This window comes from Phycisphaerae bacterium, from assembly GCA_035384605.1.
In the GTDB taxonomy this organism is placed as follows: Bacteria; Planctomycetota; Phycisphaerae; order UBA1845; family PWPN01; genus JAUCQB01.
Genome location: DAOOIV010000184.1, coordinates 1 through 5,928, shown reverse-complemented (window position 1 = coordinate 5,928; position 5,928 = coordinate 1). Strand labels below are relative to the sequence as shown.

Genomic DNA, 5,928 nt, shown 5'->3' with positions numbered 1-5,928 from the left:
GCCCCGACCAAGCAGGGCGTCGACCTGCCGCCACCCTGACCACTCCCCCGCGCCACACAAACCCAACATCAAGCGCAACCGCAATTCGCCATCGCTCCGCTCCACCCGCCCGTTGCGGAGCATCCCCCGTGTTCTGTCCCTTGTCTAGCTGACGACTGAGAGCTGATTGCTGAAAGCTCCCCTGCCCGTTCTTTGAAATCTGAAGACCAACCCCCTCCGGCCCAAAGCCGGGAGCCAACACCTCAACAACTCTCTGCGACCAAACGAACCCACCGAGCCGCTCGGCCCGGAATCCTTTCCGGGCCGTACCTCTTGCGGAATCCTTTCCGCATTCAGCGCCCATCACGATGGCAATCCTCCACCGGCAGGTAGGGCAGGTCAGAGCCCTGAGAAGTCAGACCGACGAAGCACGGCCTCGACCTGCCGCCACCTTGGCCGCTCCACCGCGCCAAACGAACCCAAAAGCCGCGAGCCTGTCTTAATATAAGGTATTATGAATCAATGACTTATACGCGACCAGGCGCACGCCCACCGGCCGCTCGGCCAACATCTGATACCCCCCAATCGAGCGGTTCTTGCTACCTCACCTCCCCTACCGCCACCGTTTGCCTCGTCTCGCAGGCTCGCGTGATCGCCAGGTTCACCGCTAGGGTCTTCACTGCGTCACTGTAGTCGCTGCGAATCTCCGACCGATCACCCGTGCGGACGGCCCTGATGAAAACGTCGCTCTCGACATAGTGGGCTTCTTTCCAGCCACGTTGCGGGCCGAGAAACTCGCACACCTCGCCCTTGCGGCGAACGGTCAGCTTGCTGCTCCAGGGTATTTCGTTGATTTCGAAGCAGGAATCCGGCGTCTGCACCCGCAAGCCGTAGTCGCTGAACCACTCCCCCAGATGGGCAGTGTGGATCGAAGCGATCAGGCCGTTCGCAAAGTGCAGGACGGCCGCCTGAGCGTCCCAGACGTCGTGGTCCGGCACCCGCCTGCACATCTGGCCCTTGACGCCCCCGGCCGAAACCAGGGTCACATCGCCTGCAAAGTACCTGGCCAGATCGACGATATGCGTGCACTGCTCGGTAAACTGCCCACCACTCATTCCCATTTTTCGCCACCAAAAAACCTCAGGCATCCCCCCTACCCACCGGCCCTGGAGAAAGCTGATCGGCTCGTCGCCCATCATCTCGTTGGCCAGATCGACCGCTCCCATGTACCGCCAATGGTAGCCGACCGCCGCGATCAACCCGCTGTCCGCGATCTTCTTCTCGACCTTGCGGGCCGTCTGCATATCGAGAGCAATGGGCTTCTCCACAAATATGTGTAGCCCCGCGTCGAGACAGTCGATCTCCGGCGGCCCGTCCACGTACGGCGGCACGCAAACGTACACCGCGTCGAGGTCAACCTTCGAGATCATGTCACGGTAGTCCGTGAAGGGCCGCGACCCGTATTTCGCCGCCGCGCCGGCAAGCCGGGCCTCGTCAATGTCGCAGACCGCGGTCAGCTCCGCCTCCGCGTGAGTCACCAGGTAATCCGCGTGGAACCGGCCAATGCCTCCCATGCCGATCATACCGAGCCGAGTCTTCACGTTGTCCTCCGACGTACGAGTCATTCCCGCGGCAGGTCGTCAAGCAGCCACGCGGCAACCTGCTGGCTGACCGGATCAAAGTCGTACTCGCGAAAGTCCGGGCGCCGCACCCAGCGAACCTCCGCATAGTAGCGGCTCGTCAACTCGCTGCCGGTCGCATCGCAGAAGAAAAACCGCCAGCGACACAAAACGTCGTCCCACGGCAGGTCGATGGGCGGCTGACCGCAGATAATCCGCAAGCTCACCCCGAGCGTGGCATGCAGCATCCGACGCAGCGCGGCTTCCGGGGCCTCACCCGGATCGGCCGGCCCGCTCGGGAAGGTCCAACAACCTTCGTACGGCGGCGTCGGAATCCTGGCTATCAGCGTCTCGATTACCCCATGGCTCACGCGGTCGATGATCGCTCCGACCATCACCGGTGGCCCGGTTCGTCTGGCCATGAGGACGCTCCTTCTCGCCCGGAACCGCAGGGTCGCTGCCAGGAGTCGCTCGGCCGCCGATCGGCACCTCCCGCCGCATGCAGTAGTCGATCGGGGACTATCCCGGTATCATACCGCCCCATGCGTATCACTACAACGACACTGGAGCGTATGGCTCAGCAGACCAAGCCGCCCTCGACCTTTGGACCGTTCAAGCGGCTCCTGGGCTACGTCTGGCGGCACAAGCGCTTCATCCTTCCCTCCATCGGATGCATTCTCGTCATGGCCGTGACGTACACCGCCAGCATCGGCTCGGTCCTGCCGGTCCTGTCAGTCCTCATTCGCCCACAAGGCCTGCACGGCTCCATGAACCAGTACATCGCCGAAAAACGCCTGCGATGCGTCTTCGTGCTTTACAGTTCGCTCAAGGACGGCGAGATCCCCGGCGTCCCCGAAGGCTGCGCTCGCCTCTTCAGCGCCAGAGCCGCTTCGCCTCTGGCTCACAACAATGGCGGCCTGCCTACCGGTGCGCTCATCCTGGCCGTCAACGACACTCGCGGTCCGGCCGTGGACGTCTTTCGCGCCCTGGCGGAATCCGGTCCCCAACTCGCCATCACTTGGCGAACAGAGGTAATGGCAACCGAAACCACGACCACTGTTACCGCTCCTCCCGTGCCCTTCTATCACCAGTTGGCTCAACGCGTTCTCCAGATCGTGCCCGGCGGCCTGCGCCCGCACGAGAAATGGCGCACCCTCCTGGTTGTGCTGGGAATGTTGCTGGTGGTCGTGCTGATCGGCAACACCGCACGATACTTCGCCGAGTATTTCACCGTCGTGGCCAACTGTCGCGCCATCATCGACCTTCGCCGCGAGTTGTATGCCAAGGTCCTCCAACTGCCGCTCAGTCATTTCAGCCGCAACACCGCCGACACCATGAGCCGCTTCGTCCAGGATACCAACGAGATCTTCCGCGGATTGGCCAACTTCTTCGAAAAGATCGTGACCGAGCCCTTCAAAGCCGTGGGGGCCGCCGCTTTTGCTCTCTGGCTCGACTGGCGCCTGACCGTGGCCGTTATCGTCGCCGCCCCTCTCGTCGTGCTCCTTATCCGCAAACTCGGCAACAAGATCCGCAAGGCAAACCGCCGGCTGCTGATGGCCTACTCGGCAATGATGAGCACGCTGCAAAGCACACTTGAGGGCATGCGCGTGGTCAAGGGCTACTGCCAGGAAAACTATGAGCGACGGCGGCTGTTTGCCGTCGACCATCAGGTTCTCCTCCAACAGGTGCGCATGGGCCGTATCGAGGCTTTAGCTTCCCCAACTTTGGAAACAATGGGCTTTGTCGCGGTCATGCTCGCGATCCTCTACTTCGGCAACGGCGTACTCGCTCAAGGCGCCGAGGAGAAGATTCCTGACTTCCTGGCCATGGTGGTCTGTCTCGGCGCCATGTTCGATCCGATCCGCAAGCTCAGCACCGTCTACCCCAAGATTCAGCGGGCCAACGCGGCCGCCGACCGGGTGTTTGAGCTGCTCGACAGCCCAACCGAAGACGACGAGGATGAGGGACGGCCCAAGCTCCGTCCGATCCGCGAAAGCATCGAAATTCGAAACATCACCTTCACCTATCCGGAGGCCACCCAGCCCGCCCTGCAGGACGTCTCGCTGACCGTCAGGAAAGGCGAGATCATCGCGCTCGTCGGCCCCAACGGCTCAGGAAAAACCACGCTGGTCAGCCTTCTGCCCCGCTTCTTCCCGATCCAGCAGGGGCAAATCCTTATCGACGGACAAGATATCACCCGCGTTTCGCTCCGATCGCTGCGTGAGCAGTTCAGCCTGATCACGCAGCAGAGCGTTCTTTTCCCCGACACGATTCGCGCGAACATTGCCTACGGGCGCTTGGATGCAACCGACGCGGAGATCGAAGAGGCCGCCCGCAAGGCTCACGCCGACGAGTTCATACGGCAGCTTCCACAGGGCTACGACACCGTCATCGGTGAGCGGGGCGCCACGCTCTCCGGCGGCCAGCAACAGCGCATCGCTATTGCCCGCGCCATCCTCAAGAACGCCCCGATCCTCATCTTCGACGAGGCCACCAGCCAGATCGACCCCGAGTCCGAGCTGAAGATCCACCAGGCAATGGATGTTTTTTTCCGGGATCGCACCGCTTTCGTCATTGCCCACCGTTACAGCACCATCAGCGAGGCCGACCGCATCGTGGTCATGGACGCCGGCTTTATCCTGGCCGTCGGCACCCATGAGGAACTCCTTCAGACCTGCCCCCTCTATAAGCGGCTCTGCGAGACCCAGTTGCGCGGCAGCCTGCTGGACGAGTGAGTCTTTCATTGACCACCCGGCAAGTTCGCGTATGCTGTTGAAGCCATGTTCCGTCTCCCCAAGTCAGTTCGAACGATCCGCCGTGTGCAGACCATCGCCCGCGTATTGACCCAGCACGGGTTCGGCCACTTGGTCGACAGTCTCCACCTCGAACGATATGTCCCCTTGCCCAAGAGATGGCAGCAGGCGGTCATGCCATCGCTGGAAGGCGAACCTGAAGCCAGCATCGGCCGACGTATCGCCCGCGTTTGCGAAGAGCTCGGTCCCACCTTCGTAAAGCTCGGCCAGCTCCTGTCGAGCCGGCCTGACCTGGTTTCCGCAGACATCATCGCCGAACTGGTCAAGCTTCAGGATAGGGTGCCCCCCTTCCCGACCGACCAGGCCCGTCGAATCATTGAAACCGATCTGGGAATGCCCCTCTCACAATGCTTCGCCGGGTTCGGTGACGAGCCTTTTGCCTGCGGCTCCATCGCCCAGGTTTACCGGGCAACCACCGTTGCCGCCGATGAACGGCCGTCCTGCCGCGTGGTTGTCAAGGTCAAACGGCCGGGGATCGAGGATACCATCCGGCTCGACATGACGATTCTCAGATGGATCGGAGACGTGGCCGAGCGGCTGGTGCCTGAGCTCGCTGTCTACCATCCGAAAATGATCGTCGATGAATTCGAGCAGACGATGATGCGCGAATTGGATTTCGTCAATGAGGCGGCCACGATCGCTCGCTTCGCGGAATCCATCGGCGAGGATCCCGATTTCCGAGTACCGACGGTGTTCTGGGAGTTTACCGGACCGAGCGTGCTGACCCTTGAAGAAATGCACGGCGTCAGCATCCAGACGCTGCTCACCCGACCTGATCCGGCCATCGACCGTAAGCAACTTGCCGACCGGCTGGCTCGCGGGTTCGTCAGGCAATTCTTCGAGACCGGACTGTTCCATGCCGATCCGCACCCCGGAAACCTGCTGGTCGAACCGCCGGCCGCGATTCGCCTGATCGATTTTGGTCTGACCGGCCGAATCGACGAGGAAATGCTCGGACACCTGGTCATGGCCCTCATGGGAGCCGTCAATCGCGAGCCCGAGATCGTGGTCGAGGTACTCGCGGACATGGACGCCTTGGGCGAGCAGACCGACCGAGTACAGCTCCGGCGCGATTTCCTCGAGCTGATTGAGAAATACTACGGTCTGCCACTGCACCGCTTCGATATGCAGACGCTGTTCCATGAGATCACGGCTCTGATCCGGCGGAACGATGTTACGGTCCCTCGCGAGTTTGTGCTTTTCGGCAAGGCCCTGGTGGCCGTCGGTGGGATCTGCCTGCAGCTCGATCCGGAAATGGATCTGGTGACGCTGGTCAAACCCCGGCTGGTCAAGCTGCTCGCAGAACGTATGGCCCCGGGCAAGCTGCTTAAATCCGCCGCCATGTCAGGCTGGCACCTGCTCAATTTCCTCAAGGGCTTCCCCAGCCAGTTGCGGGACGTATCCCGGCGAATGGCCCGCGGCAAGTGGCAAATCAACATCCGCCATCAGAACCTCGATTTCCTGGCCAACGAGATCGACCGAGCCAGCAACCGACTGAGCTTCGCCGTGATCACGGC

At 61.9% G+C, this 5,928-nt stretch carries 4 protein-coding genes; 2 read left to right on the top strand and 2 right to left on the bottom strand.

Going from position 1 to position 5,928, the window contains the following annotated elements; genetic code table 11:
- Nucleotides 1-578 precede the first annotated feature (578 nt).
- Entirely contained in the window at nucleotides 579-1,580 is a 1,002-nt protein-coding gene (locus tag PLL20_21310; GenBank protein HPD32541.1) for a Gfo/Idh/MocA family oxidoreductase, read from the bottom strand.
- Nucleotides 1,581-1,600: 20 nt separating this feature from the next.
- Nucleotides 1,601-2,020 (bottom strand): NUDIX domain-containing protein, encoded by a 420-nt coding sequence (locus PLL20_21305; GenBank protein HPD32540.1) that lies wholly within the window; start codon nucleotides 2,018-2,020, stop codon nucleotides 1,601-1,603.
- A 120-nt stretch (nucleotides 2,021-2,140) separates the two neighbouring features.
- On the opposite strand from PLL20_21305, the gene PLL20_21300 reads away from it, so the two are divergent.
- Both PLL20_21300 and PLL20_21295 read left to right on the top strand, forming a co-directional pair.
- The gene (locus PLL20_21300) at nucleotides 2,141-4,333 is read left to right on the top strand and encodes an ABC transporter ATP-binding protein (GenBank protein HPD32539.1); all 2,193 of its coding nucleotides are present in this window, start codon (nucleotides 2,141-2,143) and stop codon (nucleotides 4,331-4,333) included.
- Between the two features lie 84 nt (nucleotides 4,334-4,417).
- Nucleotides 4,418-5,928: AarF/ABC1/UbiB kinase family protein (locus tag PLL20_21295; GenBank protein HPD32538.1), on the top strand; the 1,511-nt coding region annotated here is incomplete at its 3' end.

Coding starts and splice junctions, on each gene's coding strand:
- PLL20_21305 (HPD32540.1), bottom strand. CDS start 2,020: ATGGCCAGACGAACCGGGCCACCGGTGATGGTCGGAGCGATCATCGAC.
- PLL20_21300 (HPD32539.1), top strand. CDS start 2,141: ATGCGTATCACTACAACGACACTGGAGCGTATGGCTCAGCAGACCAAG.